The 26,168-nt window shown below is 29.8% G+C and carries 25 protein-coding genes and 1 tRNA gene; 17 read left to right on the plus strand and 9 right to left on the minus strand.

Going from position 1 to position 26,168, the window contains the following annotated elements; all coding sequences use genetic code 11:
- Nucleotides 1-35: 35 nt before the first annotated feature.
- Nucleotides 36-1,496 (plus strand): Na+/H+ antiporter NhaC, encoded by a 1,461-nt coding sequence (nhaC, locus tag MHL31_RS13735; protein ID WP_240226521.1) that lies wholly within the window; start codon nt 36-38, stop codon nt 1,494-1,496.
- 46 nt (nt 1,497-1,542) lie between these two features.
- Here the strand turns inward: nhaC and MHL31_RS13740 are convergent, their stop codons facing one another.
- Nucleotides 1,543-3,954, minus strand: a complete 2,412-nt coding sequence (locus MHL31_RS13740) for a putative porin (protein ID WP_240226522.1) — start codon at nt 3,952-3,954, stop codon at nt 1,543-1,545.
- Nucleotides 3,955-4,052: 98 nt separating this feature from the next.
- Between MHL31_RS13740 and MHL31_RS13745 the strand changes: the two genes are divergently transcribed.
- Nucleotides 4,053-4,655 (plus strand): ribonuclease HII, encoded by a 603-nt coding sequence (locus tag MHL31_RS13745; protein WP_240226523.1) that lies wholly within the window; start codon nt 4,053-4,055, stop codon nt 4,653-4,655.
- 55 nt (nt 4,656-4,710) lie between these two features.
- Nucleotides 4,711-5,763 carry a nucleoid-associated protein gene (locus MHL31_RS13750; RefSeq protein WP_240226524.1) on the plus strand — a complete coding sequence of 351 codons (1,053 nt, stop codon included), beginning with the start codon at nt 4,711-4,713 and terminating at the stop codon, nt 5,761-5,763.
- 79 nt (nt 5,764-5,842) lie between these two features.
- Here MHL31_RS13750 and lipB read toward each other — a convergent pair whose 3' ends face one another.
- Together lipB and MHL31_RS13760 are read right to left on the minus strand one after the other, a co-directional pair.
- On the minus strand, nt 5,843-6,532 hold the full coding sequence (gene lipB / locus MHL31_RS13755; RefSeq protein WP_240226525.1) for a lipoyl(octanoyl) transferase LipB: 690 nt from the start codon (nt 6,530-6,532) through the stop codon (nt 5,843-5,845).
- Nucleotides 6,532-6,690, minus strand: coding sequence for a YqaE/Pmp3 family membrane protein (locus MHL31_RS13760; protein ID WP_240228903.1), 159 nt, complete (start codon nt 6,688-6,690; stop codon nt 6,532-6,534). The genes lipB and MHL31_RS13760 overlap by 1 nt, the downstream gene beginning before the upstream one ends.
- Before the next feature lie 89 nt (nt 6,691-6,779).
- Here MHL31_RS13760 and gldA point away from each other — a divergent pair, with 89 nt between their 5' ends.
- On the plus strand, nt 6,780-7,676 hold the full coding sequence (gene gldA, locus MHL31_RS13765; RefSeq protein ID WP_240226526.1) for a gliding motility-associated ABC transporter ATP-binding subunit GldA: 897 nt from the start codon (nt 6,780-6,782) through the stop codon (nt 7,674-7,676).
- 19 nt (nt 7,677-7,695) lie between these two features.
- Here the strand turns inward: gldA and MHL31_RS13770 are convergent, their stop codons facing one another.
- From MHL31_RS13770 to dnaE, 6 genes are read right to left on the minus strand one after another with little or no spacing between them, the layout of a single operon-like run.
- A complete protein-coding gene (locus MHL31_RS13770) occupies nt 7,696-8,439 on the minus strand; it encodes a head GIN domain-containing protein (RefSeq protein WP_240226527.1) in 744 nt (247 codons plus the stop codon).
- Nucleotides 8,440-8,450: 11 nt separating this feature from the next.
- Nucleotides 8,451-9,551, minus strand: coding sequence for an acyloxyacyl hydrolase (locus MHL31_RS13775; protein ID WP_240226528.1), 1,101 nt, complete (start codon nt 9,549-9,551; stop codon nt 8,451-8,453).
- 8 nt (nt 9,552-9,559) lie between these two features.
- Nucleotides 9,560-10,657 (minus strand): acyloxyacyl hydrolase, encoded by a 1,098-nt coding sequence (locus MHL31_RS13780; RefSeq protein WP_240226529.1) that lies wholly within the window; start codon nt 10,655-10,657, stop codon nt 9,560-9,562.
- A 3-nt stretch (nt 10,658-10,660) separates the two neighbouring features.
- The gene (locus tag MHL31_RS13785) at nt 10,661-10,822 is read right to left on the minus strand and encodes a hypothetical protein (protein ID WP_240226530.1); all 162 of its coding nucleotides are present in this window, start codon (nt 10,820-10,822) and stop codon (nt 10,661-10,663) included.
- A gap of 28 nt (nt 10,823-10,850) precedes the next feature.
- On the minus strand, nt 10,851-11,411 hold the full coding sequence (locus MHL31_RS13790; RefSeq protein WP_240226531.1) for an acyloxyacyl hydrolase: 561 nt from the start codon (nt 11,409-11,411) through the stop codon (nt 10,851-10,853).
- A 3-nt stretch (nt 11,412-11,414) separates the two neighbouring features.
- Nucleotides 11,415-15,791 carry a DNA polymerase III subunit alpha gene (gene dnaE, locus MHL31_RS13795; RefSeq protein WP_240226532.1) on the minus strand — a complete coding sequence of 1,459 codons (4,377 nt, stop codon included), beginning with the start codon at nt 15,789-15,791 and terminating at the stop codon, nt 11,415-11,417.
- A 265-nt stretch (nt 15,792-16,056) separates the two neighbouring features.
- On the opposite strand from dnaE, the gene MHL31_RS13800 reads away from it, so the two are divergent.
- The 13 genes from MHL31_RS13800 to MHL31_RS13860 all read left to right on the plus strand — a co-directional run bounded on the left by MHL31_RS13800 (nt 16,057) and on the right by MHL31_RS13860 (nt 26,129).
- Nucleotides 16,057-16,506, plus strand: a complete 450-nt coding sequence (locus MHL31_RS13800; protein ID WP_240226533.1) for a SoxR reducing system RseC family protein — start codon at nt 16,057-16,059, stop codon at nt 16,504-16,506.
- 2 nt (nt 16,507-16,508) lie between these two features.
- A complete protein-coding gene (locus MHL31_RS13805) occupies nt 16,509-17,477 on the plus strand; it encodes a Fe-S cluster domain-containing protein (RefSeq protein WP_240226534.1) in 969 nt (322 codons plus the stop codon).
- Nucleotides 17,470-18,798, plus strand: coding sequence for an electron transport complex subunit RsxC (gene rsxC, locus MHL31_RS13810; RefSeq protein WP_240226535.1), 1,329 nt, complete (start codon nt 17,470-17,472; stop codon nt 18,796-18,798). Before MHL31_RS13805 ends, rsxC begins: the two co-directional genes overlap by 8 nt.
- Nucleotide 18,799: 1 nt before the next feature.
- Entirely contained in the window at nt 18,800-19,807 is a 1,008-nt protein-coding gene (locus MHL31_RS13815) for an RnfABCDGE type electron transport complex subunit D (protein WP_240226536.1), read from the plus strand.
- Nucleotides 19,808-19,809: 2 nt separating this feature from the next.
- Complete coding sequence (locus tag MHL31_RS13820) at nt 19,810-20,406, plus strand: RnfABCDGE type electron transport complex subunit G (protein WP_240226537.1); 597 nt, start codon at nt 19,810-19,812, stop codon at nt 20,404-20,406.
- A 5-nt stretch (nt 20,407-20,411) separates the two neighbouring features.
- Complete coding sequence (locus MHL31_RS13825) at nt 20,412-21,017, plus strand: RnfABCDGE type electron transport complex subunit E (RefSeq protein WP_240226538.1); 606 nt, start codon at nt 20,412-20,414, stop codon at nt 21,015-21,017.
- A gap of 3 nt (nt 21,018-21,020) precedes the next feature.
- Complete coding sequence (locus MHL31_RS13830) at nt 21,021-21,596, plus strand: electron transport complex protein RnfA (RefSeq protein ID WP_240226539.1); 576 nt, start codon at nt 21,021-21,023, stop codon at nt 21,594-21,596.
- A 169-nt stretch (nt 21,597-21,765) separates the two neighbouring features.
- A complete protein-coding gene (locus tag MHL31_RS13835) occupies nt 21,766-22,344 on the plus strand; it encodes a 30S ribosomal protein S16 (protein WP_240226540.1) in 579 nt (192 codons plus the stop codon).
- Between the two features lie 12 nt (nt 22,345-22,356).
- On the plus strand, nt 22,357-22,887 hold the full coding sequence (rimM, locus tag MHL31_RS13840) for a ribosome maturation factor RimM (RefSeq protein ID WP_240226541.1): 531 nt from the start codon (nt 22,357-22,359) through the stop codon (nt 22,885-22,887).
- Nucleotides 22,888-22,893: 6 nt separating this feature from the next.
- Nucleotides 22,894-22,978, plus strand: a tRNA-Ser gene (locus tag MHL31_RS13845).
- A gap of 336 nt (nt 22,979-23,314) precedes the next feature.
- On the plus strand, nt 23,315-24,583 hold the full coding sequence (locus MHL31_RS13850; protein WP_240226542.1) for a site-specific integrase: 1,269 nt from the start codon (nt 23,315-23,317) through the stop codon (nt 24,581-24,583).
- Nucleotides 24,584-24,640: 57 nt separating this feature from the next.
- Nucleotides 24,641-25,483, plus strand: a complete 843-nt coding sequence (locus MHL31_RS13855) for an RteC domain-containing protein (RefSeq protein ID WP_240226543.1) — start codon at nt 24,641-24,643, stop codon at nt 25,481-25,483.
- 367 nt (nt 25,484-25,850) lie between these two features.
- Nucleotides 25,851-26,129 (plus strand): helix-turn-helix domain-containing protein, encoded by a 279-nt coding sequence (locus MHL31_RS13860; protein WP_240226544.1) that lies wholly within the window; start codon nt 25,851-25,853, stop codon nt 26,127-26,129.
- The last annotated feature ends 39 nt before the right edge of the window (nt 26,130-26,168 follow it).

Genomic DNA, 26,168 nt, shown 5'->3' on the forward strand with positions numbered 1-26,168 from the left:
AATTATGCGTATTATTACAATTCCAAAAATAGTACATGCAAGAAAATAACAATACACCTACCTCTGAAGATAAAGACATTATAAATAATTTAGAACTTAATTTTTTTGAAGCACTTATACCAGTAGTTGCTTTAATGGCAATGTTAGCGTATAATATTTTTTACGCAGATGGAGTTTTACTGGGAGATTATTCCAATCAGTTTATATTATTATTAGGAGGTTTGGTTGCAGCTGTTGTTGGCTTTTTAAATAAAGTGAATTTTAAAGCAATGCTTGTTGAAATTATAGATAATATAAAAAGTGTTTTTATACCTATAATGATATTATTTTTAGTTGGTGCTTTGGCAGGAACTTGGCTTGTAAGTGGTATTATACCTGCAATGGTTTATTATGGACTTCAGGTTTTAAGTCCGTCGATATTTTTACCAGCTTCAGTTGTTATTGCAGCTTTAATTTCTATAGCTACAGGAAGTTCATGGACAACCTCTGCAACTGTAGGTATTGCCTTGGTAGGTATTGGAAGTGCTTTGGGTATTCCAACGGGTATGATAGCGGGTGCAGTAATTTCAGGAGCCTATTTTGGAGATAAAATGTCACCTTTAAGCGATACAACAAATTTAGCTCCTGCTATGGCTGGAACAGATTTGTTTACGCATATACGGTATATGACAATTACTACAGTACCAACAATTATAATTACGCTAATTGTGTTTAGTATTTTAAGTTTTAATATTGATACTTCTGGAAATGCTGATGTAAGTGGTTTGTTAAACACTATTAAAAATACATTTAATATTTCACCTTATTTGTTTATTGTTCCTGCTGTTGTAATTATTTTAATTGTTACCAAAACAAAACCATTAATAGCACTTGGAATAGGGGTGTTGTTAGCAGCTGTTTTTGCATTTATTTTTCAATCTGAAGTATTGAGTAATTTGTCCGACTCTAATTTTAATTCAATTATTAATGCAATATTTATTGATACTGAAATAGTAACAGCTAACGAAAAATTAAACGAACTTTTTAGCGCAGGAGGTATGCAAGGAATGCTTTGGACTATATACCTTATTATTTGCGCTATGGTTTTTGGAGGAATTATGGATGCAATTGGTGCTTTAACAAGAATTACCGATGCTTTATTAAAAGTGGCTTCTTCTGTATTTGGCTTGTTTGCAAGTACGGTTTTAAGTTGTTTAGGCTTAAATGCAATTGCTTCAGATCAATACTTGGCAATTGTAATTCCTGGTAAAATGTTTAAACAAGCTTATGAAGATAAGGGGTTAGCTCCAGAAAATTTAAGTAGAAGTTTAGAAGATTCTGGTACTGTTACTTCTGTTTTAATTCCTTGGAATACTTGTGGAGCTTATCAATCTACCGTTTTAGGTGTTGGTGTAGCAGATTATTTTGTGTATGCAATATTTAATTGGTTAAGCCCATTTATTACATTGCTTTTTGCAGCTTTAAATATTAAAATAAAGCAATTAGGTGAAAAATAATTAAATTTATTTTATGCTCTAAACTATCTAAAACTAGAATTGATTTTTAGATAAAGAAATTCCAAACCAAACCAAAGCGTATTGTTAAATCTCTATAAGGATAATTTGGTGCGCTATAGTAATTTCTACCAGTAAAACTAGCTCCAAAATTTTCAACTTTGAAAAATATACGAGTTCTACGTACTTGCATATTTAAAAAGAAATCGAAGATTGGATAATTACCAATTTCTATGTCGTCTTGTAAAACAAATTCATTTAAAAGCGGGTCGAAAGCATTTAAATTGAAAGCTGTAAAATATTTAAAAGTAACTCCAGTTTGTAAATAAAGAGGTTTTCCTTTAAAAACATAATTGGAATAATATAAAGTGTTTCTAGTTACAATTTGAGGTACACGAAAGAAAGATTCACCTTCTAATACATTCTGATACATAACTGTATTGTCTATTGTAAAATTTCTATATGTAAAATATTGATTTGCTTTTACTTTAACGTAATTTAAAGTTTCTTTAGCTTGAGTAGGACTAGAAATTGTATCAAAATAGGTGAAGTTATCTACTAAGTTATATGATGCATTTACGCTTCCCCATTTATTTAATTTAAATTCAAAACCAACATTTTTTATTTCTTCATTTTTAAAATCATTACTCCAGTTGTAATCTTTATAAGCACTTTGAAATAATATTTTATTAAAGCTAGGTGATTTTGAAGCTACTTCGGCATATCCTTTTATGCTAAAAGTACTGTCTTTTTTATAATTTACAGAGGCTTTTAAAGAGTTTCCTGTTAAGTCTCCAGAAATAATTGAAGTAGCGTCTGCATTTATGTTTAAATTACCAATAGTAGCATTCCAATCAGCTCCAGCTGAAAAAACATTTCCTTTTAATTTATCTGAAATAGTAAGTGTGTCTAGGTATAAGATACTATTGTAGTGGTAATTGTATTTATAATGATTCGCTTTTGCTCTTAAAGTTCCTGTATATGGTGTGTATAACTCGAAATAGAGTTGGTTTTCCATATTTTGATAAGAGGTGTGATCGCTAATAGAAGACTCAAAAGAATCTCCAAAATAACTACCAGAACTTGTTTTGCTAAATCTGTAATGTTTAGTTTCATACATAAAAGTATGTCCTAATTTTATCACTAAATTATCTTTAATATTTTTTATAGAATCTAATTTACTAATCTTAACTTCCGTTGAATCTTTAACAGAATCGGGTTTTGTTTTGTTAAGTGCAAGTGCCTTTTTTTGCTCTAATTCAAAAATTTTATCTTTTTTATTAATAGAGTCTATAGGCTTTAAATTAGTTGCTGTAAGCTCTTTTTTAGAAGTGGGTTTTAAAGTATCTTGTAGAGCTATAATTGTTTCAGGAGTTTTAACTAGTATAGAATCTTTAGGTTTAATAATTGAATCTAAAGCAACGTTATTACTGTTTAATTCTGTAAGAGTATCTTTAGAAATAATAGGAAGTGAATCTTTAGCGCTAAAATCAATAGCTGTAAGTTCTTTTGTAGCTAATAAAAGGTTTAAAGAATCTCTGTGTAAAGAATCTGCAATTTTAATAGCTTGTATTTTCTTTATAGAATCTGCTTTTTTTTGGGCTATCAGCAACTCACTTTTCAGGTGTTTTTTAGTAAGCTGATTTTTTTTAGAAAAAAGAGTTAGGCTCTGGTTTATATAATATCTTTTTCCTTCGTACATACTTTCTCCATCAGTAAAATTAACCTCTAAACGTCCACGGTCAGTGTAATTAGGGTCGTTAGCTTCAAAATAATCGATAGATTCTTGTATTAAGCCACCATTTTCTTCATTCAGAAAATCAAAAGAGTAAAAATGTCCTTTTAAATAATAGGTTTTATCTTCAGAATGGTAATTAAAAGTTCCTCTAAAATTACCATGACTAGATAACGATTGTCTATAATTTCCTAAAGAACGTAATCCTTTGTATGCTAAAGAAAAATTGAATCTAGGCGAAGTATTCATTGTTAAAAGAGCATCTAAAACTTGTCCTTGTTCTAATCCAGTTCTATACATAAACTCGGAAGTTGGTGTTGGAACTTTATAATATTTTATATCTTCTATAGAATAATAGTGATATTGTTTAGCTTCCATTCCCATTGCAGGAAATAAAGAGTTTTGTTCAAAATTATATCCTAATTTGTTAAAAGTTTGTCCTTGGTTATGAAAAGGGAGTAATTCAAAATTATCTTTTCTAAGATAATTAAATTTAAAATCTTTTTGCAACGTTAATGTTGTATCTATAATGGCTGTGTCATTTGCTATAGAAAATAGTCTAAAATCTGTGTATTTAGTTTTGCCACTAAGTTTAATGTCTGTTTGTCCATTAAATGAGGTGCTATCAGTTTGATATAAGCCATTGTTATTGTCGGGCAAAATTACTTGTGCCGAAACATTTAAAAAATAAAACCCTAAAAATAATACTACTAATACTTTTTTCATAAAATATATAAAGCTGCAAAGGTAATTATTTGAACGAAAATAATAACAGTAAATTGTAATGATAACTTTTATTAATTTTGGAATGTTATTTTTGTGCAATGGGACTTAAAAAAAAGTATTTAAAAAATTCTATAGAAGCAGGGACAGATGAAGCTGGAAGAGGCTGTTTAGCGGGACCAGTTGTAGCGGCGGCTGTAATTTTACCTGAAGATTTTGAGCATCCTTTGTTAAACGATTCTAAGCAATTAACCGAAAAACAGCGCGAATTATTACGTCCTTTTATTGAAGAAAACGCAATTGCTTATGGAGTTTCGTATATAAATGAGCTTAAAATAGATGAAATAAATATTTTACAAGCATCAATTTTAGCAATGCATAAAGCTATAGAAAAACTCTCTGTTACTCCAGAGCATATAATTGTTGATGGAAATAAATTTAAACCTTATAAAACTATTCCTTACAAAACTATTGTAAAAGGAGATTCAAAATATATGAGTATTGCAGCAGCCTCTGTGTTGGCAAAAACATATAGAGATGAGTTTATGCAAAAAATAGATTTAGAATTTCCAGCATATTATTGGAAAAAAAATAAAGGATACCCTACAAAACAGCATAGAAACGCCATTAGAGAATCTGGAGTTACTCCATATCATAGAAAAACATTTCGATTACTTCCCGAACAATTAAAATTAAATTTATAATTTTTAAAATGTGTTATTAAAATTTTACATTTGCTTTTTTAATAAAATGTAAAAAATGATAAAACGTACTAGAGCCTCAATTACTAAATTTATAATTCATAAAGTTGGAAATAAATTTAATAGTGCAACCAATATTTTTTCTGAAGACGTTGTTACTTTCGACGAAGAAAGTTATGAGTTAATGAAACCTTTTTTGTTAAAACCCTTTGTAAATGTTGCTGAAAGTTTTCGTTTTAATCACCATGCAAACATAGAATTAAACGAATTAAATAATTATTCTAACGAAATTTTTAATGATGAATCAACTTTTGTTGATGTTTCTAAACATATTGTAAATCATTTATTTGAACAATCAAACTCTGCGCAAATTAAAGTTGGAGATGTTATTATTGCTCTTTTTGAAGATATTGAATATAATGATGTTATTACAAATGCTTTAGGTATTTTTAAAATTGAAAATAAAATAAATTTCTTTCAAACATTTATGGAGAAAGAAAGTTTAGATGTTTTTGTTCAGAAAGGAATTAGTACAAAAAAATTAGATAAAGGATGTTTAATTATTAATTCTACCGATGCAGAAGGAAGAGTGGTTTTAAGTGTTGATACCAATAATTATGATGCACAATATTGGACTAAAAACTTTTTAAATGTAAAATATGCCGACGATAGCAACCAGCATACACAAAATTACATTGAAATGTGCAAGGATTTTTCTGAAGAAGTTATAAAAGAGGATTTTGGGGTGCAAGAAAAATCAAAATTTTTAGCTAAAACAGTAGATTTTTTTAAAGAAAACGAAGAGGTAAATATTCATGATTTTAAGGATGAAATTTTTGAAGAAAATGAAGATTTTAAACCTTTGTTCGATAATTATAAAAAACAATTCGAGGAAATTAACGATGTTTTAGTTAGAAATCAGTTTGCTATTTCAGATATTGTTTTAAAGAAGCAAAAGCAAAAAATTAAAACTGAAATTAAGCTAGATACCAATATTGAAATTAAATTGGATATAGATGCTCCGGATGCTTCAAGCGAATATTTAGAAAAAGGATACGACGAAGATAAAAAAATGAAGTTTTATAAAGTATTTTACAACGAAGAGGATTAGTTTTTTTATAAAGTATAAAAATTACAAAGCCATATTTTGTTATGCTGAACTAGATTCAGCATAACAATTTTACTTATTTTTAAAACTCGGCTTCAAATAATTCAGTAAAATGTTTTAAAATTTTTGTTTTAACTTCAGCTAAGTCAACCTTTTTATTTAATTCAACTTCTAAAGAAGTTACTGCTTTACCTTTAATACCACAAGGAATTATATTGTCAAAATAACCTAAATTAGTATTTACATTTAGAGCAAAACCGTGCATAGTAACCCACCTACTTGTTCTAACTCCCATAGCGCATATTTTACGAGCAAAAGGGGTACCAACACCTAACCAAACTCCAGTTTCACCTTTGCTTCGTTCAGCTTTTATACCATATTCAGCCAAGGTTTTAATAATTATTTCTTCTAAAAAGCGTAGGTATTTATGTATATCTGTAAAAAAATTTTCTAAATCTAAAATTGGATAACCTACAATCTGTCCTGGTCCGTGATAAGTAATATCGCCACCTCTATTAATTTTGTAAAAAGAAGCGCCTTTTTGTTCAAGTTGTTCTTTGTTTAATAACAAATTGCTAATATCCCCATTTTTACCTAAAGTGTAAACATGTGGATGTTCAACAAATAGAAAATAATTTGGAGTTTTAATTGAAGTTTCGTTTTTACGATTGCTAATTTTTAAATCAATAATACCTTGAAATAATTTTTCTTGATATTCCCAAGTTTCTTTATAATCTTTTAAACCGAGGTCTTGTAATGTAACTTTTTGCATTAGTTATTTGGGTTGTTATTAATAATTAAAGCGGCAATAACTCCAGGAATCCAACCTAAACAGGTTAAAATAAATACAATAATTAAAGAACCACAGCCTTTATCTATAACTGCTATTGGTGGAAAAATGATGCAAAGTAGTACTCTTAAACAGCCCATAATTATTTTTTTCAAAGTTCTTAAAATTATATGACGCATACAACGTTAATTTGTAACATCTAATTGTAATTAAAATGTATTTTTGTTAAATGTCTATAGAAGTTAAAAATATAACCAAGTTTTATAAAGATCAAAAAGCATTAAATAATGTTAGTTTTTCTATAAAAAAAGGAGAAATAGTTGGATTTTTAGGTCCAAATGGTGCTGGAAAATCTACTATGATGAAAATTATTACAGGATTTATAACTGCATCAGAAGGAGAGGTTTTGGTAAGTAATTATAATGTTAAAACAGATAAACTGGCTGCTCAAAAACATATTGGCTATTTACCAGAGCACAATCCACTTTATTTAGAAATGTATGTTAAAGAGTATTTACTGTTTAATGCATCAATATATAAAATACCTAAAGTTGAAGTAGAAAAAATAATAAAAAAAGTAGGCTTAACGCCTGAAGCTCACAAAAAAATAAAACAACTCTCTAAAGGTTATCGTCAGCGAGTTGGTTTAGCAGCAGCGTTATTACACAACCCAAATGTGTTAATTTTAGATGAACCAACAACAGGTTTAGATCCAAACCAGTTGATAGATATTAGAGCTTTAATTAAAGAAATTGGTAAAAATAAAACAGTCCTTTTTTCAACGCATATAATGCAAGAGGTAGATGCAATTTGTGATCGTGTAATTTTAATAAATAAAGGAGAAATTGTAGCTGATGAAAATTTAATTGAACTCAAAAAAAATCAAGCGCAAGTAATAGAAGTTGAATTTGATTATAAAATTGAAAAACAATTTATTGAAACTATTCCTCATTTAAAATGTGCAGAGAATATTTATGATACTAGTTGGTTGTTAACTTTTAATACTTCAAAAGATATGCGCCCTGCTGTTTTTGATTTTGCACACGATAATGGTTTAAAAACACTTCAATTAAATACAAAAAATAAAAATTTAGAGAGTTTATTTCAAGAGTTAATACCAAATTAACATGTTGTTGCTTATAACATTAATTAAAAGTTAATTTACCTTCGCTTAAAACTTCAACTTCTACAATTGGCGGTTTGTTGTATGCTGTAACATTTCCAACAGAATGTATTGTTCCTTTTAAGCTTTCGATAGGATACACTAATATGTCATTAGAACTTACATGTGAAAAGTTTATGTTTTGAACTTTAAAATTCTGACCTTCAAATCTTGAATCACCATCAGAAAAATAGAGTGTTAAATTATTACTTGTTCCATTTATATAAAAATTAGGAATTCCATTAGATAAAATGGTTAAGGATTCATTATCAATATTTAAATACCAATCTCCAATCGATAAAAATTCATTTTTTACGCCGGTAGATTCTAAATATAATTTAGGGTATGTTAGTACTCCATCGGAAGTAACATTAAGTTCTGAGGCATTTCTTATTTCTGAAATATCTGGAGAAGTAATATATACTTTGGTAATACCATAATCTCTAAAAAAATTACAAGTATTATGGTTTGTTAAAAATATTTTGCCGTCAATAACCTCCACTTCAATATCGGGCATTAAATTTTTACCGGTTTCTACAATTACTTTTTGCGTTGGACCTTCTTTAATTATTAATTCAATTTTTTTATTGATATGAATTTTAGTAAACGTAGCTACTTCATATTCTTTTTGTATAATTTCGCCTGCAGTTTGTATACAATCTCCAGCGTCTTCACTGTTACAGCCCAAAAACGTAATTAAACAAAATATGTATAGTATTTTTTTCATTAAATTATTTTTTAAAATTTATAGCCTAAACCTACTTCTAATGCTTCTGCTCTAAATAAATTTATTTTCATTGAAACTTCAGAAAATAAATGTTTTCCTAACTTGTATTTTAAGCCAAAACGCTCGTAAACCCTACTAACGTATGGAAAAGGATAATAAATTGTATATCCAATTTGAGAAATAAACGAAAAGTTATTCTGAATTAATTCGTGACCCACAAAAAGTCCAACTCTGGTATAATCATTTTCATTATAATTTTTACCTTCTTCTATATTTTTAATTTTAATGTGGTTTTTTAAGAATTCAGACTTAAAATAATCTGTTCCAAATGTAATGCTAGAAAAGTTATTAATGGTTTTACTAGCGTAAAAAGTTACAGCATAAAAAGGAAATAATCCGCTATCAATTTCTAAAGACTCGTTATATCCACCGCGTAAAATTAAATTGAAATACAATTTTTTGTCAAGAGAAATTTCCGTGTGTTTTTCTTTTATTATTGTTGATTTTGAAGTCTCTAATAAGTAATTTATGCCTAAATGAAGGTTTATGGTATTGATTCCTAAATTAGGGTTTTTAAATGCAATATTAGAAAAATGGATTAAACTAAGACCCGTATTTAAGCTTAAGCGTTCCTTATTTAACAATTTAAAAAATTGTAATTTTAAATATGCTGAAGCTAATAATTTAGATCCAATAGCATGGTTATTTGGGTTGGAAATTGCATTGTAAGATTTTGTAGCATACCCTAAACCAAAGCCAGTTATAAGTTTAAGGTTAGAGGTAGCAGTGTTTTTTAATTTATAATTAAAGTGTCTATAACCACCATAAACTTCACCTAAAACTGTTGAGTTAAAATTTTGATATAGAAAAGAAAAACCTCTTTCTGGATAGTTGTAAAGTTTATTAAATGTGGTGTTTTTTAAACTGTTATTGTTAAAGCTTAGCAATATTCCGTACGAATTACCTTCAATTGCATTTTTAAGTTTTTTATCGTGTTCAATTGGTCTTCCATAAAAGAAATCCATTTGAATATTATTGTATTTTGTAGCATTAGTTTGTGAACTAGCCAATATAGTAAACAACAAAAAAAACGTTAAAATTAGATTTTTCATAAACATTTTTAAAGTCTTATTCCTACTCCAAATTCTACAGTTTCGGCATCAGCAGCGTGTGCTTTTAAGCGTATAGAAGCAAACCATTTTTCATTTAAATATCTTTTTAGCCCAAGAGTTTCATATACTCTTCCACTGTATTCGAAAGGATATTTGACATAATAACCAATTTGAGTTTCAATAGATAATTTATTTATAAATAATTCGTGTCCAATAAAAACTCCAATTCTAGAAAAATCGGAAGTTTCTTTTAAGTTAGTGTGTGGTATGGTTAAATTTAGTTCGTAATATTCTTTTAAAATAGGTGAAATAAACAGTTCAGTTCCAAGTTGAAGTGCCGATTTTCTATTTAAACGTTTATCGGCATATGCAGATACTACAAAAAATGGTTTCATTCCACTACCAATTATTTCAGATTCATTTACACCACCTCTAATAGCAATATTGTACTTAATTGGCTCTTTAAATTTTTCGCTTTCTGAAGATGAAATATAATGTGTTGTTTGTTGTGTGGTTAAATTATAATTTAATCCTAATGTGGCAGCCCAAACATTCATACCAGAATTAGGAGACTTAACATTAGAATTTGATGCGTGTATAAATGTTAAACCAGCATTTACACCTAAATTGTTAAGTATATTTTCTCTTTGAAAATACAATTTAAAATATGTACTTGAATTTAAATGAGATCCGAAAGCAGTATTTTTATTGTTTGTCTCTTTATCATAAGGATTTGTGTTATAGGCTAGACCAATTCCAGCTCTTAAAATTAATTGATTGGGAGAAGTTCTATTGGTAAAGTAGAAATTGTAATGTCCATAAACAGAATATAATTCTCCAACTATGTCAGATTTATAATCTTGATATCCAATTGAGTATCCGAAGTCGGGATAGTTAAAGCGTTCGTGCCAATTTTCTTCTCCAGATGTTCTTTTGTTATAACTTATAAAAAAACCAGTTGGATGCCCTTGTATTAAAACTGTGGCATCAGGGTTTTGGCGTAAAATATTTCCATAAAAATAATCTGCTTGAAAGTAAGATGAATTTGATTGACTAAAACTAGCTGTAAAGCTGAAAATTAAGAGGATAAAAATGATTTTTTTCATAAACTAGTTTAATTTAAATCTTAGTTTTTTCTCCTCTAAGATTTTTAAAAATTCGTTGGTAACTTTTACTTTTACCGATCTACTGTGCAAATTTAGTTTTATTTTATCTTTCATATCAAAAACAATAAAATCAACTGGAACACTTCCTCCATGTTGTTTAAACATTTTATAGAGTTCAGCTATTTTAGCATCGTTAATTTGGGTAATCAGAATTAGGAGACTTAACATTAGAATTTGATGCGTGTATAAATGTTAAACCAGCATTTACACCTAAATTGTTAAGTATATTTTCTCTTTGAAAATACAATTTAAAATATGTACTTGAATTTAAATGAGATCCGAAAGCAGTATTTTTATTGTTTGTCTCTTTATCATAAGGATTTGTGTTATAGGCTAGACCAATTCCAGCTCTTAAAATTAATTGATTGGGAGAAGTTCTATTGGTAAAGTAGAAATTGTAATGTCCATAAACAGAATATAATTCTCCAACTATGTCAGATTTATAATCTTGATATCCAATTGAGTATCCGAAGTCGGGATAGTTAAAGCGTTCGTGCCAATTTTCTTCTCCAGATGTTCTTTTGTTATAACTTATAAAAAAACCAGTTGGATGCCCTTGTATTAAAACTGTGGCATCAGGGTTTTGGCGTAAAATATTTCCATAAAAATAATCTGCTTGAAAGTAAGATGAATTTGATTGACTAAAACTAGCTGTAAAGCTGAAAATTAAGAGGATAAAAATGATTTTTTTCATAAACTAGTTTAATTTAAATCTTAGTTTTTTCTCCTCTAAGATTTTTAAAAATTCGTTGGTAACTTTTACTTTTACCGATCTACTGTGCAAATTTAGTTTTATTTTATCTTTCATATCAAAAACAATAAAATCAACTGGAACACTTCCTCCATGTTGTTTAAACATTTTATAGAGTTCAGCTATTTTAGCATCGTTAATTTGGGTAATGTCTAAAAGCAGAGTTAATTTTTTAGACTGTTTTTCTAAAACATCTTGTAAAATTTGAATGCCAGTAAAATTAATTCTTGGTTCACCTACAACACCGTCTTTATTTCTCCATCCGGCTGCTATATTTACTTTAATTTGTCTAAAAGCATTTTCGTACAAGTAAGGTTTAAAATTTAAATATGCATCTTTAAAAATTCTAAATTCGTGACTGTCATTAAAATCTTGAACCACAAAAGAAGCCCATTCGTTTCCATTTTGAGAAACACGATGTTGCACATTTGTTAAAATTCCTGCAAAAGAAAAATTTGAACCCACATATTTGCTTAAATCTTCATTAAAAATAGAAACGGGTGTACTACAAAAATATTTTATTTCATTTTTAAAATCATCTAATGGATGACCAGAAATATAGATACCAACCAGTTCTTTTTCTTTAGAGAGTGCTTCCATCATTCCCCATTTTTCAGCATATGGAATTTCTGGTTCAGGAAATTGAACTTCAGATGCTTCGCCAAATAAAGAAACTTGTGCGGAATTTTTATTTTCTTGATATTTATTACCGTATCTAATGGCTCTTTCAATAAAAGTAACACCTTTTTCATCTAATTGATAATATTGAGCACGATGTACATCTTTAAAAGAATCTAAACCACCAGCCATTGCTAATCCATCAAATGCTTTTTTATTACAAGCGCGTAAATCTACTCGTTTTGTAATATCAAAAATAGATGTAAATGGTCCATTTTTTTTACGCTCTTCAACAATAGCATCAACTGCAGCTGCTCCAACACCTTTTATTGCCCCCATTCCAAATCTAATAGCACCTTCATTATTTACGGCAAATTTATAATAAGACTCGTTTACATCTGGACCTAAAACTGCGATTCCTGCACGTTTACATTCTTCCATAAAGAAAGTAACTTGCTTAATGTCGTTCATGTTATTAGACAAAACCGAAGCCATATATTCGGCAGGGTAATGTGCTTTTAAATAGGCTGTTTGGTATGCAATATAAGCATAACAGGTAGAGTGAGATTTGTTAAAAGCATAGGCAGCAAATGCTTCCCAATCTTTCCAAATTTTCTCTAATTTTTTTTCGTCGTGATTTTTAGCTTTTCCACCTTCAATAAATTTAGGTTTCAATTTCTCTAGCAAAGCAAATATTTTTTTCCCCATTGCTTTACGTAGCATATCTGCTTCACCTTTTGTAAAGCCAGCTAGTTTTTGAGAAAGTAGCATTACCTGCTCTTGATATACTGTAATACCATAAGTTTCCTTAAGGTATTCTTCCATATCATCTAAGTCGTAGGTAATTTCTTCACGCCCATGTTTTCTATCGATAAAAGAAGGGATATACTCCATTGGACCTGGTCGGTACAACGCATTCATTGCAATTAAATCAGCAAATTCGGTTGGTTGTAGCGATTTCATATGCTTTTGCATACCAGGAGATTCATATTGAAAAACACCAATAGTTTCACCTTTTTGAAATAATTCGTATGTTTTAGGATCGTCTAAAGGAAAATCATCTGGATTTAATTCAATACCATGTTTAGCTTTTATAATTTTGACAGTATCTTTAATTAAAGTTAATGTTTTTAAGCCTAAAAAGTCCATTTTTAATAACCCAGCATTTTCAACAACATGGTTGTCGAACTGCGTTACATACATGTCAGAATCTTTGGCAGTAGCAACAGGAATTAAATTGGTAATGTTTTCAGGTGTAATTATAACGCCACAAGCATGAATTCCTGTGTTTCTTACAGAACCCTCTAATGCGCGTGCTTGATTTATGGTTTGAGCTTCTAAATTTGAACCTTGAGAAAGTCTTTTTAGTTCTTCTACTTTTTCAAGTTCTTCAGCTCGTAAACCTTTTACTTTTGAAATACTTTTCGGGTCTTCACCAAAAATGTTTTGTAGTTTTAAACCAGGTATTAATTTGGCAATTCTATCGGCTTCATGCAGTGGTAAATCCAAAGCTCTGGCAGTATCTCTAATAGAAGATTTAGCAGCCATGGTTCCGTAAGTAATAATTTGAGCAACCTGACTGGCGCCATATTTTTCAATTACAAATTCAATAACTCTTTGTCTACCTTCATCATCAAAGTCAATATCAATATCGGGTAATGAAACACGATCTGGATTTAAGAAACGCTCAAAAAGTAAATCGTATTTAATGGGATCTATATTTGTAATCCATAAACAGTAAGCAACGGCTGAACCAGCAGCCGATCCACGTCCTGGACCAACTGAAACTCCCATTTTACGAGCTTCATTGATGAAATCCCAAACAATTAAAAAATAACCAGGATATCCTGTTTTTTCAATAATTGATAGCTCAAAGTTTAAGCGTTCAATTTTATCTTCATCTAACTCATCTCCATATCTTATTTTAGCACCTTCAAAAGTTAAATGTTTTAAATATGCATTTTCACCACGTACACCTCCATCTATTTCATCTTTCGGATCTACAAATTGTTGAGGAATGTCGAATTTTGGAAGTAATACATCTCTTTTTAAAGTAAAAACTTCTATTTGATCTACAATTTCTTGTATGTTGGTAATAGCTTCAGGTAAATCTTTGAATAAAGATTTCATTTCATCCTGAGATTTAAAATAATATTGGTTGTTTGGTAAACCATATCTAAAACCTCTTCCTCTACCTTTAGGAGTTGCCATTTTTTCACCATCTTTTACACATAATAAAACATCATGTGCTTCTGCTTCATCTTTGCGAGTATAAAAGGTGTTGTTTGTGGCAATTAATTTTACGTTATGTTTTTTAGAAAACTCAATTAATATGTTATTAACATGATTTTCGTTTTCTTGCTCATGACGCATTACTTCTAAATAAAAGTCGTTGCCAAATTGTTCTTTCCACCAAAGAAGCGCTTCTTCGGCTTGTTTTTCACCAACATTTAATATTTTACTGGGTATTTCTCCATATAAATTTCCAGAAAGTACAATTAAATCTTCTTTGTATTGTTCAATAATTTTTTTGTCAATTCTAGGTACATAATAAAAACCATCTGTATGCGAAATTGAAGACATTTTGGCTAGATTATGATAGCCGTTTTTATTTTTAGCTAGAATAACTATTTGATAACCATTGTCTTTGTGAGATTTATCTAAGTGGTTCTCACAAACATAAAATTCACAACCTAAAATAGGTTTAATAGGTAGCTTAGGTTGTTCTCCTTCTTTTAAGTCTTCATTAAATTTTTCAACTTTATTATTGTGCGCAATGGCATCATTAACAAAGTTATAAGCACCCATCATATTTCCAATGTCTGTAATTGCAACCGCTGGCATTTTATTTTCAATAGCAGTACTTATAAGGTTGTTTACGCTAGAGGTAGATTGTAATATTGAAAATTGAGAATGGCAATGCAAATGTGCAAAATTTGCAGTTTTAAGATCTTTTATTTCTACATCCGTTGGTGCTGAAGTATTAATTTCGGATGTTTTTTTCTTTTTTAGGCGTTTACTTTCTTTTTTTAAATTTAAATGCTTTAAACCAATAACTTTAATGGTTTCTGGATTTTTAGCATCATATTTTTGAAAATAATCTGAAGGAACATCTAATTCTTCCTTAGTATAAACCCGTCTTCTAATTAATTCTAAAAAGCATCGTGTTGTAGCTTCAACGTCGGCAGTAGCATTATGAGCTTCCGCAAAAGGAGTTTTAAATAAAAACTGATGTAGTTCTGTTAACGTTGGTAATTTAAATTTTCCACCTCTACCTCCAGGAATTTGGCATAGAGTAGCTGTAGTTTCTGTACAGGTGTCTAAAACTGGTAAATCACCTAAAGGCGTGTCTACGTCTTTTCGGTAGTATTCACAGCCCATAATATTAAGGTCAAACTTTACATTTTGCCCAACAATAAATTTAGATTTTGATAAAGCTTCATTAAATAAGTATAAAACTTTTTCTAAATCTTCACCTTTCTCTTCAGCTAATTTTGTTGATATCCCATGAATTTGTTCAGCATCATACGGAATATTGAAGCCTTCAGGTTTAATTAGGTAGTCTTGTTGTTCTATAAGTTCTCCATATTCATTGTGTAATTGCCATGCAATCTGTATGCATCTTGGCCAATTATCGGTGTCAGATATTGGAGCGTTCCATTTTTTTGGTAAACCGGTGGTTTCTGTATCAAATATTAAAAACATGTGCTAGACTAAATTGCTTGGAAAAATGAATTTTTAAAAGTATGCATTTTAATATTTTTAGAAATCTATTAAATAGATTTTTTATTAACAATTAATATATCTTAATACCTATTAGGTGGTTAACCAATTGAAAAATTTATATAAAAATACCGTTATGTTAAATTATGTTATAAAAACTATTTTCATTTAAAGGCTAACATTAGTCATATTTTAAACAATTTTTTAACTGTAATTTTACTTACTCAAAGAAATGAAGAAGTAGATTATGACCCAGTTGGATTTAAATAGTTATAAAAATAATAAAAATAACGTAGTTAAACATGAAGGGGTTATTTCTAGAATTTCAGAAAAAAAAATAACTATTTCGTTAAAAGGAAATGTTAATTGCGAAGGTTGTAAAGCACAATCTGCCTGTGGCGTATCAGAATCTAATGATAAAGAAATTGAAGTTGTTAATTCAACTCAAACATTTGAATTAAACGAGCCAGTTGATGTTTTATTAAAAAGAGAATTAGGTTTAAAAGCTGTTTTTTGGGCTTATGTATTCCCTTTTATATTAATGTTTTTAGTATTAATAATAACTTCTTTTTTCTTTAAAGAATGGATTGCAGGATTGTTATCGCTTTTCATTTTAATACCTTATTATTTTATGCTTTTTGTGTTGAAAGATAAGTTTCAAAAAGCATTTCAAGTATCAATATTAAAATTTAATTAAGAATGACAGATTCAGTTTTATATAGTGTTTTGTTGTTAGTTTCTTTAGGAGTTATTGCAGCAGTAGTGCTGTATGTGGTTTCAAAAAAGTTTTACGTATATGAAAACCCTTTAATTGCAGATGTGGATGAAGTGTTGCCTGGTGCAAATTGTGCTGGTTGTGGTTCTCCGGGTTGTAAATCTTTTGCAGAGAAATTAGTAAATACAGAAGATATTTCAGAATTATTTTGTCCGGTAGGAGGAAATGATGTAATGAAACAAGTTGCAGCAATATTAGGAAAAGAAGTTGTAGAAAGAGATCCAACTGTAGCGGTTTTACGTTGCCAAGGTAGTTGTGATGTTAGACCTAAAACAACAGAATATCAAGGACCAAGAACTTGTGCTATTTCTGCTATGGTTTACAGTGGGGAAACAGATTGTCAGTATGGTTGTTTAGGTGATGGAGATTGTGTTGCAGTTTGTGATTTTGATGCCATGTATATGGATGAAACCACAGGTTTACCAGTAATTATTACAGATAAATGTACTTCTTGTGGAGCTTGTGTAAAGGCATGTCCAAGAGATATTATAGAGATGAGACCAAAAAACAAACGAGATTTAAAAGTGTTTGTAGGTTGTTTAAATGAAGATAAAGGAGGAATAGCAAAAAAAGCCTGTGATGTAGCTTGTATTGGTTGTTCTAAATGTGAAGATGTTTGTACCAAAGGAGCTATAACAATAGAAAATAATTTAGCATATATAGATGCGGATCTTTGTACGCTTTGTAGAAAATGTGTAGATGTTTGTCCAACACATTCTATTATTGCAACAAATTTCCCAAAGAAAAAAGCGAAAAAAGTTGTTGCCAAAAAGATTATTGAAAAAGCTGTAGAAAAGGTTGAAGCTGAAAAGACTGAAGTAGAAAAAGTCGCTGTTGTAAAAAAAGAAGCTGCCACTAAAGTTGAACTAGAAAAACCTAAAAAGAATGCTTAAAACATTCCCAAAAGGAGGAATACATCCTCCAGAAAATAAAATTACTTCATCTAAAGGAATTAAAAGAATGACAGTGCCAAAAATGGTAACTGTACCAATTGCACAGCATATTGGAATTCCTGCAGAAATTGTTGTTGATAGAAAAACTAAAGTTGAAATAGGTCAGGTAATAGCAAAGTCTGGCGGATTTGTTTCTTCAAATATTCATTCTCCAGTTGCAGGAACTGTAACAAAAATTGATCAGATAATAGACACTAGTGGTTATAAAAAACAGTGTATTGTTATAAGAACCGATGCTAAAAATGAAGCCAATTTTGAAGAAAAAGAATATCCTTTAAAAACAGAAATTGAATTAGAACCAAAAGAAATTATACAACGTATTTCAGATTTTGGTGTTGTAGGTTTAGGTGGTGCAACATTTCCTTCACATGTAAAATTGAATGTGAAAGAAGGTGCTAAATTAGACTACTTAATAATTAATGGTGTAGAATGTGAACCGTATTTAACTGCCGACCATAGATTAATGCTTGAAAAAGCAGCTGAAATTATTGTTGGAATTAAAATTTTAATGAAGGCATTGCATATTACTAAAGCAGTTATAGGTATTGAAAATAATAAAAAAGATGCCATTCAACAATTTAAAGAATTAACGGTAAATGAACCTGGAATTCAAATTGCAGCATTACAAGTTAAATATCCTCAAGGTGGTGAAAAACAGTTGGTAAGAGCTATTTTAGGAAGAGAAGTTCCTAAAAATGGATTGCCTTTAGATGTTGGTGTTATTGTAAATAATGTAGGGACTGTTTTTGCAGTGTATGAAGCAGTTCAGCACAATAAACCTTTAATGGAACGTGTAGTTACTGTTACTGGTAAAAAAATGGAACATCCTGCTAACTTTTGGGTGAAAATTGGAACACCAATTAAAGATTTAATAGCTGAAGTAGGTGGTTTGCCAGAAGGTACTAGGAAACTAGTAAATGGAGGGCCAATGATGGGAAAAGCCATAAAAAATACAGATGTACCAGTTACAAAAGGGACTTCGGGTATTTTGGTGATTTCTGAAGAGGAAGCAAGTAGAGGAAAAGCAGAAAATTGTATTAGATGTGGCGAATGTGTTTCTGTATGTCCAATGGGATTAGAACCGCATTTATTAATGAATTTAACAGAGAAAGGGATGTACGAAAAAGCAGCCTCAGAAGATATTATGACCTGTATTGAATGTGGCTCGTGTAGTTATGTTTGCCCTTCGCACAGACCTTTGTTAGATTATATTCGTTACGGAAAAAATATTGTTAAAAAATTAGAAACTTCTAAAAATTAAGATGAGTCAACCTATTATAATATCGGCCTCACCACACGTACATTCTGCTAAAACATCAAAAAAAGTAATGTATGATGTGGTTATCGCTTTAATTCCAGCATTTTTAGTTTCACTATATGTATTTGGAATAAGCGCATTAATTCTTACAGCAATTGCAGTAGCATCTTGTTTGTTGTTCGAATATTTAATTCAAAAATATTTATTAAAAACGGAAATAACCATTGGAGATGGTTCGGCGTTAATCACCGGAATTTTATTAGCCTTTAATTTACCCGCAGGATTACCAATTTGGATGATTTTAGTTGGTAGTTTAGTGGCTATTGGAATTGGTAAAATGTCTTTTGGTGGTTTAGGATTCAATATATTTAATCCGGCATTAGTTGGACGGGTATTTTTATTAGTATCGTTTCCAGTACAAATGACTATGTGGCCAACAGCAGTTGAAAATAATACTACAATTGCAGATGCAGTTACAGGTGCAACACCATTAGGGATGATAAAAGAAGGGTTAATGTTTGGTGATACTATGACAAATATTAGCGCAAATCTTCCTTCAAACTTAGAAATGTTTTTAGGTATTTCGGGTGGTTCAATTGGTGAAATGTCTGCCATAGCATTATTATTAGGTGGAATTTATTTATTGGTTAGAAAGGTAATAACTTGGCATATTCCAGTAACAATTTTAGTAACAATGGCTGTTATGACCGGTATTTTTTGGCTTATAGATCCAGAAAGCTATGCAAGCCCATTGATTCATATTTTATCAGGAGGTGCAATTTTAGGTGCATTTTTTATGGCAACTGATATGGTTACCAGTCCAATGACAAAAAAAGGAATGGTAATTTTTGCAATTGGTATTGCTGTAATTACGGTTGTAATTAGGTTGTTTGGAGCCTATCCAGAAGGAGTTTCATTTGCAATTTTAATTATGAATGCATTTGTTCCTTTAATCAATACATATTTTAAACCAAGACGATTTGGTTCAAAAATCAAATCTAAAATTGTGTAATCATGAGTAAAAAGAAAGATACATTTATAAACATGGTTGTGTCGTTATTTGCCATTACCATTGTTTCGGGTTTTGCGTTAGGTTATGTAAATGATTTAACAGTTGGACCAATAGAACAAGCAAAAATTACTAAAAAGGTAGATGCCTTAAAAATGGTATTACCCGAATTTGATAATAACCCAGTAGCACAAGTTTTATTAATAAATTCTGAATTTGCTAAAGATTCTGTTGAAGTTTATCCAGCATTTAAAAATAACGAGTTTGTTGGTGCGGCGGTAATTGGATCTACTGAAAAAGGATTTAGTGGACTTATAAAAATTATGGTAGGTTTTATGCCAGATGGTACTATAAAAAACATAGCAGTTTTAGAACAAAAAGAAACGCCAGGATTGGGAACTAAAATGAAAGATGAAAAATTCTTAGCTCAGTTTAGAGAAAAAAATCCTTCAACATATAATTTAAAAGTAACTAAAGATGGAGGAGAAGTTGATGCTTTAACAGGCGCAACTATTTCATCACGTGCTTTTGGTGAAGCTGTTCAAATGGCTTATGATGAGTTTCTTAAAAATAATGATGCACTAATTAAACTTAAAAATTAAGAATTATGGCAGAACAAGTAAATCAAACCCAGAATTTCTTAAAGGGTATTGTAAAAGAAAACCCTGTATTTGTAATGCTACTAGGTATGTGCCCAACTTTAGGTGTTACATCATCAGCATTTAACGGACTGGGTATGGGAGTAGCAACATTATTTGTGTTGTTAATGTCTAATATTGTGGTTTCTTTAGTGAAATCTCAAATTCCAAGTAAAGTTCGTATTCCTGCTTTTATTATTATTATAGCATCGTTTGTAACAATAGTAGAGATGGTTTTGGAAGCTTTTGTTCCATTTTTATATGAGCAATTAGGAATTTTTATACCATTAATTGTTGTTAACTGTTTAATATTAGGAAGAGCAGAGGCATTTGCATCAAAAAACAATGTAATGTCTTCAATTTTAGATGCCTTAGGAATGGGGCTGGGATTTGTTATTGCATTAACAATTTTAGGAGCAACCCGAGAAATATTAGGAAGTGGTAGCTTATTTGGATTTAAATTTTTACCTGAAGATGCAAATACATTTATCCTGTTTATTTTACCTCCTGGAGCATTTATAGCATTAGCATATTTAACTGTTTTATTCAATAAAATTACAATTAAAACTACATAAAAAATGGATTATATTATTATTTTAATAGCAGCTGTTTTTGTAAACAACATAGTACTTTCTCAATTTTTAGGAATTTGTCCGTTTTTAGGAGTTTCAAGTAAAGTATCAACTTCTGTTGGTATGTCTGGGGCTGTATTGTTTGTAATGACGTTGGCAACAATGGTAACTTACCTTTTACACGAATTTATATTAGTTCCTGCAGGCTTAGATTATTTAAGAACCATTACATTTATATTAGTTATAGCCGCTTTGGTGCAAATGGTAGAAATTATTCTAAAAAAAGTGAGTCCACCGTTATACCAAGCATTAGGTGTTTTCTTACCTTTAATTACAACAAATTGTGCTGTTTTAGGTGTCGCAATTTTGGCTTTAGGATTAGATAATGGAAGTTTGTTGAAAGCCGTATTTTTTGCTGTTTCTAATTCAATAGGTTTTGGATTGGCATTAATTCTTTTTGCAAGTGTAAGAGAGCATTTAGAATTAGCTAATATTCCAAAAGGTATGCAAGGAGTGCCAATTAATTTATTGGTAGCTGGATTATTATCCTTAGCATTTTTAGGATTTACGGGCTTAGTTTAAAAGTGAAAAGGATTAGAGTTTGAAAATGAGTGTTTTAAAATTTATTTTTTTACTTTTCGTTTGAAAATCAAACTTTTATGCTTTTTAACTAAATATATTAAAATAACTAAGTATATTTGCAAACTTAAAATTTATAACCAAGGTCGAGAACCTTAAAAATTAAAACAAAATGCCAGTAAAAATTAGATTACAAAGACACGGTAAAAAAGGAAAACCATTTTATTGGATTGTTGCAGCTGATGCACGTTCAAAAAGAGATGGTAAATACTTAGACAAAATTGGGACTTATAATCCTAATACTAATCCTGCAACTATCGATTTAGATGTTGATGGAGCCGTGAAATGGTTGCAAAATGGAGCACAACCAACTGATACAGCAAAAGCAATTTTATCTTATAAAGGAGCAATGCTAAAAAATCATTTAGTTGGAGGTGTAAGAAAAGGAGCTTTAACAGAAGAACAAGCAGAAGAAAAATTCCAAGCTTGGGTTGCTGAAAAAGAAGCTAAAATTAATGCAAAAGTTGAAGGTTTATCAAAAGCTGAAGCAGATGCAAAAACAAAAGCTTTTGAAGCTGAAGTAAAAATAAACGAAGAGCGTGCTGCTGCTGCTAAAGAAGTAGAAGAAGCTGCTATTAAAGCTGCTGCTGACGCAAAAGCTGCTGAAGCTGCTGCAAATGCAGAGCCAACAGAAGAAAAAGGGCCAGAGTCTATTGACGATGCTCAAAACGCTGCAAGCGAAGAAGCTTAATTTTTTTCGATAATGCGTAAAGAAGATTGTTTTTATTTAGGCAAAGTCGTTAGAAAGCATAGTTTTAAAGGAGAAGTTGTAGCTAAATTAGATACAGACGAACCTGAACTTTATACAAATTTGGAATCAGTATTTGTTGCCTTAGGCAACGATCTGGTTCCTTTTTTTATTGAAGAAAGTTTACTTCAAAAAGGAAATCAATTAAGAATACAATTTGAAGATGTTGATAGCGAAGAAGATGCTGATGCTATATTAGGCTCAGAATTGTACTTACCTTTGGAGTTTCTTCCAAAACTAACAGGAAATAAATTTTACTTTCACGAAATAATTGGCTTCGATATAGAAGATGTTAATTACGGATATGTAGGTGTAATTACTGGAGTGAATGATGCTTCTGCACAACCATTATTTGAGGTTAACGCTAATGGTGTTGAGGTTTTTATTCCTATGATAGATGATTTTATTAAGACGGTAGATAGAGAAAATAATAAAATTATTGTTGAATCTCCTGCAGGATTGATAGATTTATATTTAAACAATTAATTTAATAGAGAGGTGGCCGAGTGGTCGAAGGCGCACGCCTGGAAAGCGTGTATACGGAAACGTATCGAGGGTTCGAATCCCTTCCTCTCTGCTAGAAGAAACACAAATTGAATCAAAACACAGCAAACCATTGATTTTACTGGGTGTTGAATTTTAGGAGTAAACAGATAAATTGATTTAAACACATTAGATAGGTCAACAAATCGGTCAACAAATAAAAAACAGTAAATTTGTTGACCGAATTATTGCTGTAGCTACTATAAATACTGATAATTTGTATTTATAAATAATGTATATTCAATAAGTAGTTTGTAATGAATTTTATAGGATTTGGTCAACAAATCTTATAGATTTGTAATCAGGGCAAATATCCATAGTTGATTTGACTTTCGTCTTATAAAAAGTTTAACTTAAAAAAGACGTAACTATGAAAACCCAAAACACTTTTTCAATCCTATTCTGGATAAATGCTTCACGTGCAAAAAATAATGAAGCCGACCTTTTTGCTAGAATTACTGTAAATCAAAAACGAGTTAATATTAGCTTGAAAAGAAAAGTTTCCATTGAATCTTGGGATAAATCTAAATCTCGATTAAAAGGGAACGGTCAAGAAGCTAGAGCTCTCAATAATTATATTGACCAAACGCAAGCAGCAATATTTAAAGCGTATCAGGATTTAGTTTCTGAAAATAAATTAATCACTTCACAAGTTATTAAAGCGCGTTATTTAGGAATTGACCAACAACATTACTCACTTCAAAATATTATTGATTACCATAACACAAATTTTGCTCACAAGTTACACAAAGCCACTCTAGGTCTTTATAAAACTACACAAGGTTACTTAATGGAATTTGTTTTAAAGGAGTATAAAACCTCTGATATTTACTTGAGAGAACTAAATTATTCGTTTCTAGTTAAATTCGATAATTTCTTAAGAGGTTATAAGCTATCAAGAAATAAGAAAAGAATTGGAAATAATACCATTATTAAACATATGCAGCGTTTAAGAAAAATGGTTACAATGGCCTTTCATATGGAATGGATTGAAAGAGACCCTTTTGTAAAATATAAGCCTTCATTTATCAAGAAGGAACGTGAATTTTTATCGAAGAAAGAACTTGAAAGCATTCAAGATTATAGTACAGATATTGAAAGATTAAATTTAGTAAAGGATCTATTCATTTTTAGTAGTTATACAGGAATTGCCTATGTAGATATTATGAAACTTACAAAGGATAATATTGTTTTGGGTATTGATGGGGGCAAATGGATAATAACTAAAAGACAAAAAACTAACACTCCAGTAAAAGTTCCAATTCTTGACCCGGTTCAAAGCTTGATTAATAAGTACAAAAATAATGAAAGAGCAGCTGTAAATGGCACCATATTTCCATCACTGTCTAATCAAAAATTGAATAGTTATTTAAAAGAAATTGCAGATGCTTGTAAAATTAAAAAGAACCTTACTTTTCATATGGCGCGACATACATTTGCAACTACAGTAACATTAACAAATGGAGTTCCAATTGAAACAGTTTCGAAAATTCTAGGTCATACAAAAATTGCAACAACACAAATTTATGCACGTGTTATTGAAAGAAAAGTTAGTGATGATATGAAGGCTTTGAAAACACTATTAAATAATAAATCAAAGCATAATTCAGAAGAAATTCAGAGTAAATCAAGTAGTTAACTATTATTTGGGTTTTTTTATTATTTTTAGGCGGCTAAAAAAATTGAAAAACCCATTATGAAAAGAATTAACCCAACCTTTAATAGGTATAAGAAATCTATTGTATTAATTGAAAAATCGAACTTGAAGGACATAACAGTTTTAAAACAAGGTATTACACTATCAAGAGAATGTTTAAATGAATTTAGCAGTCTAGTAAGGTCTAAAAAATTTACTTCAAAAAAAGAAGAAATTACCTTTTTTAAATACCAAAAACCGTATGTAGAAGGGAGACTTCAGTACTTTAAATGGTTACACAATTATTTACTTGAAAAACCAATTTCTGGTAACTCAAAACAACAGAAGTACATTAGCAATGAACTTAACAAGTTAGATAGAAGAAAATGGAAACAGTTGGAATTTGTAAAGTATTATAGGTTAAAAGAAAATAAACTAGATCACCTTTATTTTTTAAGAGATATTGAGCAGTTAGATTTATTTGTGGATAGATCACATCATTTTAAAGACCCAGAATTTACAACCAGTCACGATTACCTAGTATCAAAAATTATTGCACACGATTTATTAATTGCATTTTTTTCTAATGAGTTGAAAATACTTAAAAACAAGAAATCAAATGCAGTAGTTATCGAAGAGGTTAAACCTGCCATTTTAAAAGATTTAAGTTGGACAGGAACAAAAACAGATTTGGTTGAATTAATTTTCGCTTTAAAAGAATCAGGCGTTTTAAGAAATGGAAGAGCAGAACTTAAAAAAATAAAAAATGTAATTGAGCTACTTTTTGAAATTGAATTAGGTAATATTTATAAAATTTTTGAGCAGATTAAAGCTAGAGAGAAAGATCAAACAAAATTTTTAGATTCTTTAAAAATAGGACTCATTAATAGAATTGAATCATAATATATTTCATCACTTAACTATCTGTTTTCTAGTTGCCTATATTTTTATAATGTTATAAAATAAATAGGACTACCTAACGACTACCTAAAATTAAAAAAAGAGGCGTTTTTTATTAAAAAAGCGTCTTTTTTCATTGATAAACATACCTTTTTTTTGAAATTGAATCCTGTGTAATTCTAAATTCTAACTTTTTAAAAAATATAAAATTCTTAAAGCATTGATATTTAGTGGGTTGGTGTTTTTAAAATGTTAAATTTTTTAGGTACTACCTAATGACTACCTAAAGATTCTCAATAAAACTATTCAGCTTTGTAGCACGAAAGTCAAATCGCTATAAACAATTATTAATTTAAAAAATGCTGAATCAATGCCAACACAAATTATTACCACAGATGATTTAAGAGAGTTTAAAATTGAATTATTAGATGACATTAAAAGTCTACTTCAAAAAACGACTGCTGTATCACAAAAAAAATATTTAAAATCAAATGAGTTGATGGAGCTGTTAAAAGTAAGCCCAGGAACACTTCAAACATTACGAATCAATGGAACACTGCCATACACAAAAATTGGTGGTATCATTTTTTACGATGCAGAAGAAATTGAAAAAGTGATGAAAGAAAACAGTGTTCATAACAAATTTTAATTCTAACGTCATTCCGCACTTGATGCGGAATCTTTCCCT

Origin of the sequence: Lutibacter sp. A80 (assembly GCF_022429645.1) — a bacterium.
Taxonomy (GTDB): Bacteria; Bacteroidota; Bacteroidia; order Flavobacteriales; family Flavobacteriaceae; genus Lutibacter.